Source organism: Rhodococcus sp. 7Tela_A2, assembly GCF_049311045.1.
GTDB lineage: Bacteria > Actinomycetota > Actinomycetes > Mycobacteriales > Mycobacteriaceae > Rhodococcus.
Window position 1 is genome coordinate 61,654 of record NZ_JAXION010000004.1, and the last position, 16,821, is coordinate 78,474.

The 16,821-nt window shown below is 68.6% G+C and carries 17 protein-coding genes; 6 read left to right on the forward strand and 11 right to left on the reverse strand.

Annotation, left to right across the window (positions count from 1 at the left end):
• Positions 1-53: 53 nt before the first annotated feature.
• The 4 genes from dapC to TVH25_RS01725 form a co-directional block, all read right to left on the reverse strand.
• Positions 54-1,139 carry a succinyldiaminopimelate transaminase gene (gene dapC, locus TVH25_RS01710; protein WP_296551745.1) on the reverse strand — a complete coding sequence of 362 codons (1,086 nt, stop codon included), beginning with the start codon at positions 1,137-1,139 and terminating at the stop codon, positions 54-56.
• 57 nt (positions 1,140-1,196) lie between these two features.
• The gene (gene fdxA, locus TVH25_RS01715; protein ID WP_072699889.1) at positions 1,197-1,520 is read right to left on the reverse strand and encodes a ferredoxin; all 324 of its coding nucleotides are present in this window, start codon (positions 1,518-1,520) and stop codon (positions 1,197-1,199) included.
• 186 nt (positions 1,521-1,706) lie between these two features.
• On the reverse strand, positions 1,707-4,262 hold the full coding sequence (locus tag TVH25_RS01720; RefSeq protein WP_422423221.1) for a bifunctional FO biosynthesis protein CofGH: 2,556 nt from the start codon (positions 4,260-4,262) through the stop codon (positions 1,707-1,709).
• 80 nt (positions 4,263-4,342) lie between these two features.
• On the reverse strand, positions 4,343-4,543 hold the full coding sequence (locus TVH25_RS01725; RefSeq protein WP_169621627.1) for a hypothetical protein: 201 nt from the start codon (positions 4,541-4,543) through the stop codon (positions 4,343-4,345).
• Between the two features lie 210 nt (positions 4,544-4,753).
• Between TVH25_RS01725 and TVH25_RS01730 the strand changes: the two genes are divergently transcribed.
• From TVH25_RS01730 to TVH25_RS01740, 3 genes are all read left to right on the forward strand, one after another.
• Positions 4,754-5,230 (forward strand): PH domain-containing protein, encoded by a 477-nt coding sequence (locus tag TVH25_RS01730; protein ID WP_422423222.1) that lies wholly within the window; start codon positions 4,754-4,756, stop codon positions 5,228-5,230.
• 95 nt (positions 5,231-5,325) lie between these two features.
• Positions 5,326-6,792 carry a PH domain-containing protein gene (locus TVH25_RS01735; protein WP_422423223.1) on the forward strand — a complete coding sequence of 489 codons (1,467 nt, stop codon included), beginning with the start codon at positions 5,326-5,328 and terminating at the stop codon, positions 6,790-6,792.
• On the forward strand, positions 6,789-7,535 hold the full coding sequence (locus tag TVH25_RS01740; protein ID WP_422423218.1) for a uracil-DNA glycosylase: 747 nt from the start codon (positions 6,789-6,791) through the stop codon (positions 7,533-7,535). The genes TVH25_RS01735 and TVH25_RS01740 overlap by 4 nt, the downstream gene beginning before the upstream one ends.
• Here TVH25_RS01740 and TVH25_RS01745 read toward each other — a convergent pair.
• From TVH25_RS01745 to typA, 5 genes are all read right to left on the reverse strand, one after another.
• Positions 7,489-7,929, reverse strand: a complete 441-nt coding sequence (locus TVH25_RS01745; RefSeq protein ID WP_169621625.1) for a hypothetical protein — start codon at positions 7,927-7,929, stop codon at positions 7,489-7,491. The two genes, TVH25_RS01740 and TVH25_RS01745, sit on opposite strands and share 47 nt — an antisense overlap.
• A 52-nt stretch (positions 7,930-7,981) precedes the next feature.
• Positions 7,982-8,125: a hypothetical protein gene (locus TVH25_RS01750; protein WP_169652582.1), complete on the reverse strand. Its 144-nt coding sequence runs from the start codon at positions 8,123-8,125 to the stop codon at positions 7,982-7,984.
• 100 nt (positions 8,126-8,225) lie between these two features.
• Positions 8,226-9,131, reverse strand: coding sequence for an N-acetyl-1-D-myo-inositol-2-amino-2-deoxy-alpha-D-glucopyranoside deacetylase (gene mshB / locus TVH25_RS01755; protein WP_422423219.1), 906 nt, complete (start codon positions 9,129-9,131; stop codon positions 8,226-8,228).
• The gene (locus tag TVH25_RS01760) at positions 9,128-11,080 is read right to left on the reverse strand and encodes an ABC transporter family substrate-binding protein (RefSeq protein ID WP_422423224.1); all 1,953 of its coding nucleotides are present in this window, start codon (positions 11,078-11,080) and stop codon (positions 9,128-9,130) included. Before TVH25_RS01760 ends, mshB begins: the two co-directional genes overlap by 4 nt.
• Positions 11,081-11,159: 79 nt before the next feature.
• Positions 11,160-13,058, reverse strand: a complete 1,899-nt coding sequence (typA, locus tag TVH25_RS01765) for a translational GTPase TypA (protein WP_169652597.1) — start codon at positions 13,056-13,058, stop codon at positions 11,160-11,162.
• 355 nt (positions 13,059-13,413) lie between these two features.
• Between typA and TVH25_RS01770 the strand changes: the two genes are divergently transcribed.
• Positions 13,414-13,593: a hypothetical protein gene (locus tag TVH25_RS01770; RefSeq protein ID WP_169621621.1), complete on the forward strand. Its 180-nt coding sequence runs from the start codon at positions 13,414-13,416 to the stop codon at positions 13,591-13,593.
• Between the two features lie 2 nt (positions 13,594-13,595).
• Here TVH25_RS01770 and TVH25_RS01775 read toward each other — a convergent pair whose 3' ends face one another.
• Entirely contained in the window at positions 13,596-14,000 is a 405-nt protein-coding gene (locus TVH25_RS01775) for a (deoxy)nucleoside triphosphate pyrophosphohydrolase (RefSeq protein ID WP_169621620.1), read from the reverse strand.
• 25 nt (positions 14,001-14,025) lie between these two features.
• Between TVH25_RS01775 and TVH25_RS01780 the strand changes: the two genes are divergently transcribed.
• Positions 14,026-14,322, forward strand: a complete 297-nt coding sequence (locus tag TVH25_RS01780) for a 4a-hydroxytetrahydrobiopterin dehydratase (protein WP_169621619.1) — start codon at positions 14,026-14,028, stop codon at positions 14,320-14,322.
• Here TVH25_RS01780 and TVH25_RS01785 read toward each other — a convergent pair.
• On the reverse strand, positions 14,258-15,568 hold the full coding sequence (locus tag TVH25_RS01785) for a mannosyltransferase (RefSeq protein ID WP_422423220.1): 1,311 nt from the start codon (positions 15,566-15,568) through the stop codon (positions 14,258-14,260). The two genes, TVH25_RS01780 and TVH25_RS01785, sit on opposite strands and share 65 nt — an antisense overlap.
• Positions 15,569-15,919: 351 nt before the next feature.
• Between TVH25_RS01785 and TVH25_RS01790 the strand changes: the two genes are divergently transcribed.
• A complete protein-coding gene (locus TVH25_RS01790) occupies positions 15,920-16,756 on the forward strand; it encodes a hypothetical protein (protein ID WP_169621717.1) in 837 nt (278 codons plus the stop codon).
• Positions 16,757-16,821: the final 65 nt, after the last annotated feature.

Genomic DNA, 16,821 nt, shown 5'->3' on the forward strand with positions numbered 1-16,821 from the left:
CACACGGCAACGCCGCCGCGCCGGAGCGTAGGCGCCGGGTACCGGACGGAGCGTCAGCGCAGTCGCCGGGCGGCAGCGTCGATCGCATCGTCGGTGGCGGTGAGCGCGATCCGCACGTGCAGCACGCCGCCGGGACCGTAGAACTCTCCGGGCGCCACGAGGATGCCCCGCTCGGCGAACCAGTCGACCGTCGCGCGGCATTCTTCGCCGCGGGTCGCCCAGAGGTACAGGCCCGCCTCCGAGTGGTCCACGGTGAAACCCGCGCCGCGGACGGCAGCGAGCAGGACGTCGCGGCGTGCCCGGTACTTCTCCCGCTGGATGTTCTCGTGCTCGTCGTCGTTCAGCGCGGCGGTCATCGCCGCCTGGATCGGCAGCGGCAACATCATGCCCGAGTGTTTGCGCACCTCGAGCAGGTCGGCGACGAGTTCGGCATCGCCGGTGACGAACCCGGCGCGATAGCTCGCCAGGTTCGACGTCTTCGACAGCGAATGCACCGCGAGCAGGTTCGTATGGTCTCCGTCGCACACGCTGGGGTGCAGGATCGAGAGGGCTTCGCCCTCCCAGGTCAGCCCGAGGTAGCACTCGTCGGATACGACGATCGCGTCGCGGCTTCGCGCCCAGTCGACGACCTTGCGCAGGTGGTCCAGCCCGAGCACCTTGCCGGTGGGGTTCGACGGCGAGTTGACGAAGACCAGCGCCGCGCCTTCGGGGCCGAGCCGGTTGAGTCCGTCGGCGCGGATCAGGCGCACCCCGGCGAGCAATCCGCCCACCTCGTACGTCGGGTACGCCAATTCGGGGATGACCACGAGGTCGTCGGCGCCGAGGCCGAGCAGCGTGGGCAGCCACGCGATCATTTCCTTGGTCCCGATCGCGGGGAGCACCGCTGCGGGATCGAGGCCGGTGATGCCGTAACGGCGCGCGAGCGCGGCCACGGCCGCCTCCCGCAGTTCCTCGGTTCCGTGGGTGGTGGGGTACCCCGGTTCCGCGGCGACCGATGTCAGTGCATCGCGGATGACCGGAGCGACCGGATCCACCGGGGTGCCCACCGACAGGTTCACGATCCCGTCGGGGTGCGCGGCGGCCTTGGCCTTCGCCTCGGACAGCGAGTCCCACGGGAAGTCCGGGAGATTCCCGGCCACCGACCGGCGTACGCGTGCCTTCACCGCAGCACCGCCCGTTCGTTCATCGAGCGACACCTACTCCTCGCCCATGGGAGGGAGGTTCTTGATGAACGGCGGGTCGTAGGCTACCTTGCCGAGCTTCGCCGCTCCGCCGGGCGAACCCAGGTCGTCGAAGAAGTCGACGTTGGCCTTGACGTAATCGGACCACTCGTCGGGCACGTCGTCCTCGTAGAAGATCGCCTCGACCGGGCACACCGGTTCGCAGGCTCCACAGTCCACACACTCGTCGGGATGGATGTACAGCATGCGTCCACCCTCGTAGATGCAGTCGACGGGGCACTCCTCGATACATGCCTTGTCCAACACATCCACACACGGTTCCGCAATCGTGTACGTCACTGCTGTCTCCCTGCCTCTCTGTCGGCCCGCCGACCCGGCCGCACCGGCGATCCGCCGGCCGTGCGCGGTCCATCGTTCGTGGCGCACTCACCACTCGTCCAGTATCCCCCGTTGTTCGGGCACGCCTGTGCATTAGGGTGCCCTGACCCGGCGACGTGTACCCGCGAGTACCCGGACTCCGAAAGGCTACCGAACGGTGACGTCGAGCCCCCGGGGCGCGTACGCGGTGGTGCGCTGGCGGGCGGGACGGCCGATGCCCTCGGCGATCGCGACGAGTTCTTCGACCGACTTCTCCGAGCCGTGCTGTGAACCGGCCATCCGGGAGATCGTCTCCTCCATCAGCGTGCCGCCCAGATCGTTGGCGCCGCCTTCGAGCATCGCGCGTGTTCCGGCGACACCGAGCTTGACCCAGCTGGTCTGGATGTTGTCGATCCGGCCGTGCAGCATCACGCGGGCCAGCGCATGCGCGGCCCGGTTGTCGCGCATCGTCGGCCCGGGGCGCGACGCGCCTGCCAGATACAGCGGCGACGACTGATGGACGAAGGGCAGCAACACGAACTCGGTGAATCCGCCCGTGCGGTCCTGGATGCCGCGAAGCACGTTCAGATGCCCGACCCAGTGGTGCGGCTGGTCGACGTGCCCGTACATCATCGTCGAACTCGAACGCAGACCCACTTCGTGCGCGGTGGTAACGACTTCCACCCACTCGGCGGCCGGCAATTTGCCCTTCGTCAGCACCCACCGGACCTCGTCGTCGAGGATCTCGGCGGCTGTTCCGGGGATGGTGTCGAGTCCGGCCTCGCGCAGATCGATCAGCCAGTCGCGGATCGACGTACCGCTGCGTGCCACGCCGTTGACGATCTCCATCGGCGAGAACGCGTGCACGTGCATGGACGGAACACGTGCTTTGACCGCCCGTACCAGGTCGGCGTACCCGGTCACCGGCAACTCCGGGTCGATACCGCCCTGCATGCAGACCTCGGTGGCGCCGGCGACATGCGCCTCCCAGGCGCGGTCCGCGACCTCCTGGGCCGACAGCGTGAACGCGTCCGCGTCACCCTTGCGCTGCGCGAACGCGCAGAAGCGGCAACCGGTGTAACAGATGTTGGTGAAGTTGATGTTCCGGTTGATCACGTAGGTGACGTCGTCGCCGACGGTGTCGCGGCGCAACTGGTCGGCGAGCGCGACCAGCGCTTCGAGACCGGCTCCGTCCGCGTTGGCGAGCGCGACGTACTCGTCGTCCGAACATCCCGCGGGATCGCGCTCGGCCGAGCGAAGTGCGGCCAGCACGTCGCTGTCGAGCCGGACCGGAGCCGACTCACCGAGGGCGAGCACCTGTTCGCGCACGGTTTCCCAGTCACCGAACGCACTGCCCAGGTCGGAGCGATACTCGGTGTTGCGTCCACTCACGTCGATCTCGGAGTTGAGGTCCACCCGGCCGGACGACTCCCAGTCGATGTCGGGTTCCTGCCACGGCAGGCCGGCCGGCAGCACGTCGCGGGCCAGTCCGGTCTCCGGGTCGGCCAGGGCGCGCACGTGCGTGGTGATCCGGGGATCGATCCACGGCTGCCCCGCCAGGACGTACTGCGGCTGGGCTGCGATCCGCTCGGTGAGCACGTAACCCGCGTCGGCGCTCACCGCGGCGAGCGTGTCGAGGTTCGGCCACGGCCGTTCGGGATTGACGTGATCCGGGGTCAGCGGCGAGACTCCGCCCCAATCGTCGACGCCGGCGCCGAGAAGAGCGCGGCACTCGTCGAGCGAGACGAGGTTGGGCGGCGCCTGGATACGCATGCCCGGTCCGAGGACCAGCCGCGACACCGCGACCGCCGCGAGGAACTCGCCGAGATCTGCGTCGTCCGCGTCGCGCATCACGGTGTCGTCCTTGGCGCGGAAGTTCTGGACGATCACTTCCTGGATATGGCCGAAGGCTTTGTGCGTCTTCCGGATCGCGTGGATCGAGTCGGCACGCTCGGCGACGGTCTCACCGATACCCACGAGAATTCCCGTGGTGAACGGCACCGACAGACGCCCGGCGTCGGTGAGCACGCGCAAGCGCACCGCGGGATCCTTGTCGGGGCTGCCGTAGTGGCACTGTCCCTTGTCGGTGAACAGTCGCTCCGAGGTGGTTTCGAGCATCATGCCCATCGACGGCGCGACCGGCTTGAGCCGCGACATCTCGGCCCAGCTCATGACACCGGGGTTGAGATGCGGCAGCAGGCCGGTCTCCTCGAGCACCCGGATCGACATTGCGCGCACATAGTCCAGCGTCGAGTCGTAGCCGCGCTCTTCGAGCCACTGCGCAGCCTCGGGCCAGCGCTCCTCGGGCCGGTCCCCGAGCGTGAACAAGGCTTCTTTACAGCCCAACTCGGCGCCCTGGCGCGCGATCTCGAGGATCTCGTCGGGTTCGAGGTACATTCCGCGGCCTTCGGCGCGGAGTTTTCCCGGCACCGTCACGAACGTGCAGTAGTGGCAGCGATCCCGGCACAGCCGGGTGATCGGGACGAAAACCTTGCGGGAGTAGGTGACGGTACCGGGCCGTCCGGCGGCGAGCAGACCCGCATCACGCACCCGGGCCGCGGAGGCACACAGGTCCTCGAGATCGGATCCGCGTGCCTGCAACAGAACTGCGGATTCGTCGACGTTGAGCGTGACGCCCTCGCGCGCCCGGCGCAACGCCCGACGCATCGCGGAAGGCGCCGGCGGCGGTACCGCCCCGGGACGCACGGCGGGCGTCGGGAGCATCGCGGACTGCGCGGTGTCGTCTGCGGAATCGGTCATTGGCCGATCATCCGCCTCACCCGGCGCGCATGCCACCTCGGGGTCTATTCCCGCGGGTAGTCGTCGTCCGACGGCACTTCGCGGTGCTGTTCGTAGGTGTCGACGGGGTCGGCTTCGAGGGGCACATCGGAGGGCGGCACGTCTGCGGGTTCCTCACCCACAGGAATAGCCTGATCGATGCGATCGGCTTCGGAATCGTCACCCTGAGGGATGTCGATGTCGAGAGCGTCCGACGATTCGGTCATGGCGATCCTCCTTGTGCGATTCCGGCCCGGACGGGCCGGGCTCGAGTTCCGGCATCAGCCTAGCCTGGATGCCGACACGGATGTCGGGCCGCCGTCACAGGCCCCGGCGAGTATGGGAGGGCCATAGTGAACAGCGATGCCGAGGTGCGTTCGGAACCTCCGGTGGAACAGGCGCCGCCGCGGGCCGAGGCGCCGGTGTCACCGGTTCGAATGGCCGACCCGGCGTGGCGCCCGAGCGACAAGGCACGCTTGTTGTGGTCGATCAACGCCGCTCTGCTGTGGGTGCCGGTCGTCGTCGCGCAGATCGTGTGGTTTGTCGTCGATCCCCGTCTCACGCTCTGGCATGTCGCCGCCGCCGCGGCGACCGTCGTCGTCGGCGGACTGCACATCGCGGTGGTGCCGCAGTGGCGGTACCGCGTCCACCGCTGGGAGATCAGCGATACAGCTGTGTACACGCGATCCGGATGGTTCACCCAGGAACGGCGCATCGCGCCCATCTCGCGCATCCAGACGGTCGACACCGAGCGCGGCCCCATCGACCGCCGGCTCGGCCTGGCCACCGTCACCGTCACCACCGCGTCGTCCGCAGGTGCCGTCGAGATCACCGCACTCGACGTGGCCGTCGCGGACGAGACAGTCGCGCGACTGACCGACATCGCCGGCCGCGACGGGGTCGACGCGACGTGACCACCGATCCGCACCCCGACCAGAACCGGGTCGCCGCGGTGTCCGCGCCCGACCGGACCGACGAACCCGCATCGTGGTCGAGGCTCGACCCGCGCATGCTGCTCGTCCACCCGGTCGAAGAGATCCTGCGCCTGCTGCCCGTGCTGATCGGCACGGTCGTGCTCGGCAGCAGCAGCGGCAACCCGTACTGGGGACTCGCAACCGCCGCGGTGCTCGTGGTGATCGGCTTGTCCCGGTGGTTCACGACGACGTACCGCGTGGGACCTGTCCACGTCGAACTCCGGCGCGGGCTGCTCCAACGACAGGAACTGTCGATCCCGCGGAGCCGGATCAGGTCGGTCGACGTCGAGCAACGGGTCCTGCACCGGCTTCTCGGTCTCGCCGTCGTGAAGATCGGGACCGGCCAGTCCGCCGGCGCCGGCCGCGACCGCAACCGGTTCGAACTCAACGGACTCGCCGCCGACTCCGTTCCGGCGTTGCGCGCCCCCCGGCGCGGCGCCCGGCCGGCGCGCCCCGACTCCGGCGATGCCGACGCAGCGGCGACGGCACCTTCGGCGGAAACGTCGCCCGAAATCGAGATCGCCCGGTTCGATCCGCGCTGGGTTCGGTACGCCCCTTTCTCCGCGACCGGCCTGATCGGTATCGCTGCCGTGGTGGGCATCGCCTTCCAGTACGGGCTGGGCGAGCGTCTCGCCGAGTCCCGCAGCGTCGAACGCGGTGTCGCGGCATTCGAGGCTGCCGGTGTGGCGGTCTCGGTCGCGGTCGTCACACTGGTCGTGCTGCTGATCGCGAGTATCGGCGCCTGCGTGCGTTACGTGTTGCTCTACGGAAACCTGCGGGTGACCGACGACGGGCGCATGCTGCGAATCGGCCACGGCCTCGTGAAGGTCCGTCATTCGACCCTCGATCGCGAGCGCTTGCGCGGCGTCAACCTGCGTGAGCCGCTCGCTCTCCGGCTCGCCGGCGGTGCGCGTCTCGACGCGATCATGACGGGCGTCGCCGCGGAAAGCGGCGAATCGTCGCTGGTACTGCCGTCGGCGCCGGAACGCGACGTGCACCGCGTCGCCGCACAGGTGCTCACCGATCCACTCCCCGTACACGTGCCGCTGCTCGCCCACGGTCCCGCGGCGCGTCGCCGTCGGTACACGCGAGCACTCGTCCCTGCGGGTCTTGTCGCCGCCGCCGTGATCGGCGCTCTGGCGGTGACCGGGCGCTCGTTACCGCTTCCGGCAACGGTCGCGGTAGCCATAGGACTCCTCGCGGGGGCAGGCGCACTCGCATGGGACCGTTATCGCGGACTCGGCCACGCCGTCGTGCCCGGTCGTCTCGTGGCGCGGAGCGGATCGGTGGACCGGCAACGCGTGAGCCTGGACGCCGAGGGGATCATCGGCTGGACGGTGCGGCAATCCTTCTTCCAGCGCCGGGCAGGCGTGGCCACGGTCGTCGCCGCGACGCCGGCCGGGGCAGGACACTACGAGGTGATCGACATTCCCGAGGAACTCGCATGGTCGCTGGTCGAGGCGGTCACCCCCGGCTGCGCCGACTCCTGGACGCGGCGATGAGGGGCCCGCTGCCCGGCCCGGAACCGGACAACCTCGAACAGATGGACGCCGAACTCGTCGAGTGCCGGGCGTGCCCGCGGCTGGTGGCGTGGCGCGAGCAGGTCGCGCGGGAGAAGCGTGCCGCCTTCCGCGACGAGGAGTACTGGGGACGGCCGGTGCCCGGCTTCGGGCCGCCCGACGCGTCCCTGCTGATCGTCGGGCTCGCGCCTGCTGCGCACGGAGGAAACCGCACCGGGCGGATGTTCACGGGCGATCGTTCGGGTGACGTGCTGTACGGGGCGCTGTACGAGGCGGGTTTGGCGTCGCAGCCGGTCGCGACGCACCGCGGCGACGGTCTCGAACTGTTCGGAACGCGCATCACCTCACCGGTGCACTGTGCTCCGCCGGCGAACAAACCGACGGTCCTCGAACGGGACACGTGCCGCCGCTGGCTCGAACAAGAACTCGATTTGCTGTCACCGACCCTGCGGTCGGTGGTCGTACTGGGCGGGTTCGGGTGGCAGTCACTGCTGCCGGTACTGGCCTCCGCGGGATGGACGGTGCCCACGCCACGGCCGAAGTTCGCCCACGGGGCGCATGTCGTCCTGGAACCGGCCTCGGACGCGCGGCAGCCGCTCCACCTGTTCGGGTGCTATCACGTGAGCCAGCAGAACACCTTCACCGGGCGGCTGACGCAGGACATGGTGGCGACGGTGCTCAGGGACGCTGCTCGGGCGGCCGGACTGCCCGTGAAATCTCCTTGATGCGAACCGAGAACAGGTACACACCCGCCGGCGCGAGGGCCGCGACCGGCAGGAGCAGGATGCGCCAGTCGGCGACGACCACCTGGTCGCCGCCGGGACCGCCCGCCAGACACAGCAGGAACACGACGCCCCACGCCACCAGCGGAAGCGCGGCGCGGCCCAGCGATCCCGTCTCGGTACGCATCGCTGCCACCAGGAGAAGATTCAGCACGGCGGCCAGCACGATAACGATGGGGAACGGCACCCCGCCGAGATAGAGGCCCAGGTAGAACACGGACAGTACGGCGCACAGCCCGCCGCTGATCACGAGCAGGGCGACTACGCCCCTGCGCGGCGCGGGTTCGGATACGGACGCGGGACCACCGGACAGCCCGGTTGCGGGATCGACCGTCATGACACGATAGTGCGCCACACGGCCACGAGCGGCGCAACCGGGTCCTGTGCGATCACGGGACGGGCGGGTAGCCGAGCATCGTCAGCAGGGCACTCTGCTGATCGGCGAAGTGGTAGAGGGCGTCGTAGTACTCCGCGCGGATCTCGCCTGCGTAGGGCCGCAGCGAGTCCACGAACGCGACGATCTGATTCTGCACGGACCAGTTGTACATCGAACCCCCTGCGGTGAGGCCGCCCCCGCGCGGCAGTACCTATGACCGCGGCGCCAGGACCGCAACATCTATGACCCAGGTCACACTAGCCGATGCTGGCGAACAGGTCATCCTCACGACCGGTGTCGTCGACGCGACCGCGTTCCCCCCGGGCCAGCACGAAGTACTCCTCGGCGAACACCGGTTGCGCCACCATGTTCGACAGTGCGAACGCGCCCCCACCGGGAGCCAGGACGACCTGGGTCGCATGGGCGACCATCGCCGAACGTTTCGCGTCGAGCACACCGCTGACATCGACGACGGTGGTCACCTGGTCGTCGGGCACACTCGGAAGCTCGTCCGCTTCCGGCATGCGCCAGCCTTCGGGCAGGTGGTCCAGAGCGGCGATTCCCGCGTCCAATGCCGAGCGTTCGGTGACGGTCCAGTACACCTTCGCGGGCGTCCAGGGCGCACCCGTCTCCGGAAAGTCTTCGGTGCCGGACACTTCGACGGCAGCGGTGACGCGGTCGTGGACCGCGATGTGATCGGGATGCCCGTACCCACCGCGCGGGTCGTACGTGACGACGACGTGTGGGCGGGTCTCCCGGATCACCGCGACGAGTGCCTCCAGCGCCTCGTCGGCGTCGGCGTTCACCCACGCCCTCGGGTTCTCGGCAGAGGGTGTCCCGGCCATTCCCGAGTCTCGCCAATGGCCTGCACCGCCGAGAAAACGCGGGCCGTCCACCCCGAGCGCCGCAAGAGCGCGACCGAGTTCGAGGATGCGGTACCCGCCCAGTTGGTCGGCCTGATCAGCGGCCAATTGCGCCCAGCGGTCCCCGATGACCTCACCTTCCTCGCCGAGCGTGCAGGTCACGACGGTGACCTCGGCACCTTCTGCGGCGTAGCGGGCGATCACGCCGCCCGTGGTGAGCGACTCGTCGTCGGGATGGGCGTGAACCAGCAGCAGCCGACGATCCGCAACGTTCGGCGTCTGAACGAAATCTGTTGTCACGGTGTACTCCTCCACCACAAATGTGCGTCTCCGACGATGCCGGCGGGAACCGAACCGGCCAGCGACACGTTGTCGATCTCCGGCCCGGCCGCGACCACGGTGCGATCCTGCAGGATCGGGAGGTTCACGGCGAGCGCCCACAGGGCGGGCTGCGCGGCGGTGATGACCTCGCGGGGGTCTGCGGTGCCGCGCACCGCAGCGAGCAACTTCTCCTCGAGTTCGGGATCGCACGCCCCGGACAGGTTGCTCGGCGCATCGAGCATTGCCCGTATCTCGTCTTCTTCGTCGTCCGAGCTTCCACCGGTCGACGCGGAGGTGCCGGTAGTGGGGGCGGCCTCCGTGGCTTCGGCACCGGGGTTCGTGGAGTCCCCGCCCTCTGCCTTCGGCGGATCGGTGGCGCGGGCAGCGCCCTCGACGACGGGCAGCACCGGCGGACACCCGAACCGGGACAGCGCTGCGGTGGCGGGATCGTCCCCCACCCGCATCCATCCCAGGACCGCATGCACACTGCCGTCGACCAGCGACTCGCCGTACAACTCGTCCGGGGGTAGCTCCGTCACGGTCGCGGCGATACCGGCGTCGCGCAGGACATCGGCCGCCGTGCGCGCGACCGCGAGGGTGGTCTCGGCGTCTTCCGGCACTCCGATCACGAAGTTCAGAGGTTCGCCGTTGCGGAGAAGGAGAGTGTCGTCCGCTTCCGGGGCGGGCGGTGCGCCGGTGGGTGACGACGTCGGGTCCGCAGACGGACCGTCGACGTCGGCGGGCGGTTCCTCGGGCAGGGGTTCCGGAGCGACCGGCATGTAGCCCGCTTCCGCGAGCAGACCGAGTGCCTCTTCCCTGCTGGGTCGCGGCGGCATCGTGGGCGCGTATCCGGGATCGGACGGCGCCAGCACCTGGGCGCGTGCCGGGACGACGCTGGTCTGAGTCCCCGCACCGACGAGTGCGAGTAGCTCCGGGTCGAGCAGACCGAGGATCCCCCGGCGCACGCGCAGGTCGGCAAGTTCGTCCGCACGGGTGTTGAGGGTGAAGTCGAGCGTGCGCGGCTGCAACTGGACGCCGGTGCGGACGCCGGGCACCGCGTCGAGTTGGGCGAGCAACGCCGCCCCGCCCCGCGCTTGTGCCACCTGAGCGTCACCGCTGCGCAGAGACTCGGCGAACTGGGAGTCGGTGCCCCCGCGGCGCATCAGGATCTCGTCGGGCACAGCGGGAGTGCCCCAGAACCGATCGTTGCGTTCGAGGAGCACCTCGCCGCGGCCACGGTCGACGGCGTCGACGTGGAATCTGCCGCCCGAGACCGGAATCGTTTCGGACAGTCCGCTCAGGAACCCGCCGGGGGTGTCCTTGACGAGATGTGCGGGCAGCAGGTCGGTGAACAATTCGCGCCAGGCCGGATACGGCTCGCGCAGCGTGACGGTGACAGTCTTGCCTCCGCCCGACGAACGCACGTCGTCGATGAGCCGATAGCCCGCGGGATCGACGACTCCCGGCTGCGTGATCATCTGCTGCCACAGGTACCGGAAGTCCTCGGCCGCGATCGGGGCGCTGTCGGACCACTGCGCCTCGTCGCGCACCTGGTACGTGATGGTGAAGGGATCCTGCTCGGTGACCTCGGCGGAGATCAGCACGGTCTCGTCCGGTACCCACAGCGTCGCCGCCGGATTCTGCGGATCGGGCACGGCCCGGAACGCGCTGGGCAGTACCAGGCCCGCGACAGCGTTCGCGACGGGCGACTGGTCGGACAGCAGATGCGGATTGAAGCCGGTATCGACCCTGTCGATCGCCACGACCACGGTGCTGCGGGGTCGCGTCGGAGCCGGAGGAGTCGTCGGCTCGGCCTGTTCGATGGGCGGCGGCGGATCGGCGGTACACGCCGTCAGCACCAGGACCGCCGATGCGAGGAGCGCCGGGACTCCGGCTCGCCACCGGCGACGGACACGCGTACGCAACACTCCGGCTTCCTTCCCGTCGACCAGACGGTACGTGGCGGTCCCGGCCAGCACACTGCTCGCCGGGACCGCCACATCCTTACTACTTGTTACGGGCCTTCTCGCGCGACCGCGCGCGCTGCCGGTCGGTCGCCGAGAGGTGCACCTTGCGGACGCGCACGATCTCGGGGGTGACCTCGACGCACTCGTCGCCGGCACAGAATTCCATAGCAGCCTCGAGGGTCAGCTCGATGGGCTTGGCCAGCGTCTCCATCACGTCGGCGGAAGACTGACGCATGTTGGTCAGCTTCTTCTCGCGGGTGACGTTGATGTCGAGGTCTTCCTGACGCGGGTTGATGCCCACGACCATGCCCTCGTAGGTGTCCGCACCGGGCTCGACGAAGAACGTGCCGCGGTCGGCCAGCTGGATCATCGCGAACGGCGTGACGGTGCCGGTCCGGTCGGAGACGAGCGAGCCGGTATGGCGGGCGCGAATCTCGCCGGCCCACGGGGCGTAGCCGTGGAACACGGCGTTGGCGATGCCGGTGCCGCGCGTTTCCGTGAGGAAGTCGGTGCGGAAACCGATCAGGCCGCGGGACGGGACGAGGAATTCCATCCGCACCCAGCCCGCACCGTGGTTGGTCATCTGCACCATCTTGCCCTTGCGGTTGGCGAGCAACTGCGTGATGGCACCGAGGTACTCCTCGGGGGTGTCGATGGTGAGCTCCTCGAAGGGCTCGTGCAGCTTGCCGTCGACCTGCTTGGTAACCACCTGGGGCTTACCGACGGTCAGCTCGAAGCCTTCGCGGCGCATCTGCTCCACGAGGATGGCCAGCGCCAGCTCGCCACGACCCTGGACCTCCCAGGCATCGGGACGGCCGATGTCGAGCACCTTCAGCGACACGTTGCCGACGAGTTCCGCGTCGAGGCGGGACTTGACCATGCGTGCGGTGAGCTTGTGGCCCTTGACGCGCCCGACCAGCGGGGACGTGTTGGTACCGATCGTCACCGAGATCGCGGGCTGGTCGACGGTGATCCGGGGCAGTGCCACGGGGTTCTCGAGGTCCGCGAGGGTGTCGCCGATCATGATGTCGGGGAAACCTGCGACGGCGACGATGTCACCGGCGATGGCGGACTCTGCGGGATGCCGCTCCACACCGACGGTCGCGAGCAACTCGGTGATCTTCGCGCGGGTGACGACGGGCTCGCCGTCGACTTCGCGCATCCAGCTCACGGTCTGGCCCTTGCGGAGCTCACCGTTGTGGATGCGGACGAGCGCGAGACGACCGAGGAACGCGGACGCGTCGAGGTTGGTGACGTGTGCCTGCAGCGGTGCCGCAACGTCGCCCTTCGGCGCCGGCACGTACTCCATGAGGACGTCGAACAGATCGTCGAGGTTCTCCGCGTCGGGCGCTTGGCCGTTCTCGGGCTGCTTCCGCGACGCCTTGCCCTCACGGCCCGATGCGTAGAGCACCGGAAGTCCGAGCGCGAGTTCGGCAGCCTGGGCGGCTTCGTCGTCGAGATCGGACGCGAGGTCGAGCAGCAGGGTCTGGCTTTCCTCGACGACCTCGGCGATGCGGGCGTCGGGACGGTCGGTCTTGTTGACCACGAGGATCACCGGCAGCGACGCGGCGAGTGCCTTACGCAGCACGAACCGGGTCTGCGGCAGCGGTCCCTCGGAGGAATCGACGAGCAGCACGACGCCGTCGACCATGGACAGGCCGCGCTCGACCTCTCCACCGAAGTCGGCGTGGCCGGGGGTGTCGATGACGTTGATGACAGTCACGCTGCCGTCGGGGTGGTGACGGTGCACCGCGGTGTTCTTCGCGAGAATGGTGATGCCCTTCTCACGCTCGAGGTCACCGGAGTCCATGACCCGGTCCACGAGTTCCGCACGTTCGGCGAACGCGCCCGACTGGCGCAGCATGGCGTCGACGAGGGTGGTCTTTCCATGGTCGACGTGCGCCACGATGGCGACGTTCCGAAAATCAGCGGTGCTCACGCGATGGCTCTCCTGGCTGTTGTCCGCGGCCACACGGCACTGGACCCGGTCGGCACCTCGCCCGTACGGCGCATATTGTTCGAAGCCGCTACGCGATTGCGATACGCCCACACCCGGCCTGAGACGGCCCGAGCAGGCACTGCGGCCACGAACATCCTACCGCTCTTTCGGGGGCGCCTGCTCCGACCCCTCCTCGTAATGCCAGGTCACGACGCCGGAACGTGAGATTCACCACGCGAGGACGCCGTTATGCGAGCGTTACAGCCCTCCCAGGAGCTTCTACAACCGCCTCTTGCGTTCCCGTAAGGGCACGCTAACCTGACACCCGGATGCTGCGACGAGGGCGGGACGATTCATGGGCAAGAAGATCAAGCCGAGCAAGGTCGCCGGCCTGAAGCCGAAGAAGAAGTGCTGCCGCAAGAAGACCCGCTGCGTGAAGTGCCCCGTGGTCATCATGCGCATGAAGAAGGTCGCGAACGACGACCTGAGCAAGAAAGAACTCCGCAAGCACCTGGAGAAGGCGCGCGCCGCCTGAACTCAGCCGGCGAGCAGCGCCCGCAGGTCCGGCAGCCACACCCGGTCCGCTGCCACGAGGTCCACGTCGTCGAGTTCACCGGCATCGACCCAGCGCACCGCGGCGTGATCGAGCGCGCGGGGTTCTCCGTCGAGCAGGTGCACCCGGTACGCACACATCACCAGACCGCCGCGAAGGTGAACTTCGGCGCCGAAACGTTCTCCGCCGCGGACCTCGACACCCAGTTCTTCGCGCAGTTCGCGGCGAAGCGCCTCCTCGGCACTCTCCCCCGGTTCGACCTTCCCTCCGGGCAATTCCCACTGGCCGGCGAGTTCGGGCGGCCGGGTCCGCTGAGCGAGGAGTACGCGCCCGTCACGGACTACAGCCCCGGCGACGACGTGTCCCGTCGGCGGTGTCGTTGCGGTCATGCCGTGCATCGTCCCAGAATGGTTCATGGCCCAGTTACTGACGGACGGCGAGATCGACGCGGCACTGTCCGAACTCCCGCACTGGCGACGAGCAGGTGCGTCCCTGATCCGAACGATCGAGGCTCCGACGTTCCCCGAGGCGATCGCGCTGGTCGACAAGGTCGCGGAGGCCGCCGAAGAGGCGGACCACCATCCCGACATCGACATCCGATGGCGGAAGGTGACCTATTCGCTGTGCACGCACTCCTCGGGGGGGATCACCGAATCGGACGCGGAGATGGCGCGCCGGATCGATCAGTTGGCTCAGACGGTCGGTCTGTAGGGGTCGCGGCGTCGGAGGCTTCTTCTGCGACGGTAACCGTCGCGGCGTGCTCAGTCTCCGAGGCCCGCAACTTCCGCGCGCCCACGATCATCCAGACGTAGACGAGGACCGCACCGGCGACGTAGACCGTGCCCAGCCACGCCAGGGGCGCGGGCCGCCCCACCGTCCAGATCGAGTCCTGCGCACTGCTGAGCACCCACGGCACGCCGACGAGCGTCACGACGGCCCAGAACGCGGCGAGGATACGAGTGCCGGTGAGCACGGCCAGCGGGCCGTACAGGAGCCAGATCAGCATCGGAACGACCCACACCCAGTGATGGGCCCACGAGATCGGCGAAACCAGCAGACCGAGGAGTTGCACCACGAGCAGGGTCCCGAGCAGATCGTCCTTTCCGAGCGAACGCCACGCGGCGAACGCGAGTGCGGCGCACACGACGACAGCGACGAGCCACAGCGGTCCGGTCTCGACGTCCTCCCCCACGATGCGGCTCAGCGCGCCGCGGAGCGACTGGTTCCACACCGATCCGACCGGACCGATCCGGTCGGCGTCGCCGAACAGGGTGGTGAAGTAGGTCAGTCCTTGCTCGCCGAGCGTGAGCACGCTGACCAGGACGGTCACCGCGAACGCGACGGCAGAGAACACGGCTTCCCGCCATCGACGCCGTGCAAGGAAGTAGAGGCCCGTGATGGCGGGCGTCAGCTTGATTCCGGCGAGAATTCCTACGAGGCCGCCGGAAAGCCACCACCGGGAACTGCGCACCGCGACCATGACGCCGAGGACCAGGAAGACGTTGATCTGCCCGTAGTCGAGGGTGGTGCGCAGCGGTTCGGTCCAGATGCCGACGGCCGTCCACGCGAGGGCGACCCCGGTCCACCGCCGCGTGCGCGCTTCGGGCCCGATCACAAGTTCGAAAGCGATACGCACAACGAAGAACAGGGCCGCGACCGTGAGCAGTTGCCACGCCACGCCGAGCACCGCGAACGGCACTACGTGCAGCGGGAGGAATACCAGCGCTGCGAACGGCGGATACGTGAAGGGCAGCGGGAAGTCCGGGGTGTAGCGACTGTAGGTGAAGTTGTAGAGGTCGCCGTCGAGGAGAGCGGCGGAGCCGTCCACATACACATGCAGGTCGACGAGGTTCATCCCGTTGGGCGTGAACAACGTCCAGGCGAGTCGTGCCGCGACGGACACCACCAGCAGTGCCGCGCACCACCGCACCGGATACGAAGGAACTCGTCGTGGCACCGCGGTGCAGCCTCCCGTCGTTCCCTGGCCCGGATGTCCGGACCTTCGGCTCTAGAGACTACCGGCGAACACCCAGCCCTCCGAAACCCTGATTCACTCTGGTAACAATCTCATCTCTACTCACAACAGTCACAAAGGAAACACGTTACCGTCTACCGGGTACCGCCATTCGGAACAAACTGTGGCTACACTCCCCCGAAGGCAACCGCCAACCCGGGTTCGGCACGGTGGGTTGTCCTGCGGGAGGGGACTCCATAGAGTGTCGCCTCGAGCCGTCAGTACCGGCTGGTCTTCCAGGCCTACCAGGTGCTTCAACGACAAGGATGGGGAACAGTGCTTCGTACTCGAGGAATGCGGCGTGCGCTCACAGCGTGCGCACTTGCCGCCACTGCGGGACTGGCGGTGCCGTCGCACGCCTTCGCGCAACCGGCGCCCCCGGCGCTGCCCGACCTGACCCAGTTCGTCGAACTCCCGCAGTTCGAGGTCCCGGCCGACCTGTCCATCGAGTCGTTGACACGTCTGATCCCCGAAATCCAGGCAAACCCCGAGCAGGTGGAAGCACTCGCATCGCTCGCTCCCGCCATCGTCGGAGCTGCGGCAGGGCCGTCGGATGTTGCCGACGTCGCGGACGGCAGCAACGACCTGCTCGCACAGGCGAAGGAACTGCTCGCGAATTCCGAGCTTCCGGAGTCCCTGAAGGGCACCCTTCAGCGCGTCATCACCTTCCTGGACGGCAGCGGCGGCGGTGGCCCCGACATTCCGGCACCGGGCACGGTTGTGATCTCGCAGTTCCTGTACCCCACGCTCGGCCAGGATTGCATCGGTGACGGACAGGACTCCGTGGGCAGCGCGCTCGCAGTGGCCGGTCCTGCTCAGTTGCCGCCTCCGGGCCCGGCCGCCGGTCAGGTCGGATTCGTCTTCACCGCGCTCGGCACCGCGCCTACCGCTGGCGAACAGGACCTGACCCTGAGCTGGATCAATGTCTCCAACGGCCGCAGCGGCACCCAGCCGCTCACCAACGAGGCACGTATCAACCCGGACGGTCCCGCAACGTTGACCGCCATCGCCGACACCGGCGCCGGCCAGGTCGTAGCGGTCGTCTCGGGTGGCATCACCACCCAGAAGGAAGGCGCGGACCCGCGTTCGTGCACCTTCCTCCCCACCCTGGGCCTGGTGTCCGTGCCCTGACGGACACCGATAACAGAACAGCCGAAGACCCCCCCGCGGGCGCCCCGCGGGGGTGCGCGGGGGGG

Excerpts from the sequence above, each read along its gene's own strand:
- TVH25_RS01720 (WP_422423221.1), bottom strand. The coding sequence starts at position 4,262 with ATGCTCCCGACGCCCGCCGTGCGTCCCGGGGCGGTACCGCCGCCGGCG.
- TVH25_RS01725 (WP_169621627.1), bottom strand. The coding sequence starts at position 4,543 with ATGACCGAATCGTCGGACGCTCTCGACATCGACATCCCTCAGGGTGAC.
- TVH25_RS01730 (WP_422423222.1), top strand. The coding sequence starts at position 4,754 with ATGGCCGACCCGGCGTGGCGCCCGAGCGACAAGGCACGCTTGTTGTGG.
- TVH25_RS01735 (WP_422423223.1), top strand. The coding sequence starts at position 5,326 with ATGCTGCTCGTCCACCCGGTCGAAGAGATCCTGCGCCTGCTGCCCGTG.
- TVH25_RS01740 (WP_422423218.1), top strand. The coding sequence starts at position 6,789 with ATGAGGGGCCCGCTGCCCGGCCCGGAACCGGACAACCTCGAACAGATG.
- TVH25_RS01745 (WP_169621625.1), bottom strand. The coding sequence starts at position 7,929 with ATGACGGTCGATCCCGCAACCGGGCTGTCCGGTGGTCCCGCGTCCGTA.
- TVH25_RS01770 (WP_169621621.1), top strand. The coding sequence starts at position 13,414 with ATGGGCAAGAAGATCAAGCCGAGCAAGGTCGCCGGCCTGAAGCCGAAG.
- TVH25_RS01775 (WP_169621620.1), bottom strand. The coding sequence starts at position 14,000 with ATGACCGCAACGACACCGCCGACGGGACACGTCGTCGCCGGGGCTGTA.
- TVH25_RS01780 (WP_169621619.1), top strand. The coding sequence starts at position 14,026 with ATGGCCCAGTTACTGACGGACGGCGAGATCGACGCGGCACTGTCCGAA.
- TVH25_RS01790 (WP_169621717.1), top strand. The coding sequence starts at position 15,920 with ATGCGGCGTGCGCTCACAGCGTGCGCACTTGCCGCCACTGCGGGACTG.